This window comes from Streptomyces sp. MS191, assembly GCF_008042125.1.
GTDB lineage: Bacteria > Actinomycetota > Actinomycetes > Streptomycetales > Streptomycetaceae > Streptomyces.
On sequence record NZ_RDBI01000103.1, the window covers coordinates 1 to 809 of the forward strand.

Annotated in this window: 1 pseudogene; it reads left to right on the plus strand. The window is 69.7% G+C overall.

The features are described from left to right. Positions 1 to 605 precede the first annotated feature (605 nt). Positions 606 to 809, plus strand: a pseudogene (locus EAO71_RS40345) (hypothetical protein); the annotation flags it as partial.

An 809-nucleotide genomic window follows, 5' to 3' on the forward strand; every position in this document is an offset into this window, starting at 1 on the left:
CCCGCCGAGAGTCCGATATGCCCGCCAAAGTCCCTTTCTCTGGCTGGGTTACCGCAAGTAATGTACGCAAGTCCCTTTCTCTGGCTGGGTTACCGCAAGTAATGTACGCCGTAGCGTCATTGGTGGATCGATCCCAGCCGGCGATGGGGTGGATGGGACCGGTGGGGCGGATGGGTCCCGCGTGAGCCCCGATCCGCGCGCCCGGTGGCCCATGACCCGCACTCCCGATGCTGGCTGCGGATCAGGCTTCACCCCAYCGGAGAGTGACCAGCGGGGCATGAATCCCAACCGAGAATTGAGTGGCACCCGCTAAGCCCYGCCGGGTCACCCCATTCAATGGGTGCGGGAAGCCACCCCTAGACCCGCCGGCCGCCGACGGCGCCCGGGAGGCTCCGGTCCCCGGAGCGGATGCCCCATCCCCCGGGCCGCCCTCCGAGTGTGAAAAGGCAGCCGGGGCCGGGCGGTCAAGGGTGGGCGGAGCCCATCGCGCAGCGACGCGACGAAGGAGCGCCCTTGAGGGMMCGGACCCGGCTGCCACACTCGGAGAGAGGGCGGCCAACCACCMGRAGCAACCSAAGACCCAGCACCCCAAGAGCCCAAAGCCCCCGGACAAGGCGGGACTCTCCCTCGACAGCCAGGAGACCGTCCGCGGTGCGGCGGGCAGCGACTACAACCCCGTCTCCGTGATCGGCTCCCTGTTCGGCGGCGAGCGCGTCGCCGAACCGAAGCTCCCGGTCGACCAGGAGAAGCTGGCCGCCGCGCACCGAAGCTCCCGGTCGACCAGGAGAAGCTGGCCGCCGCGCTCGCCG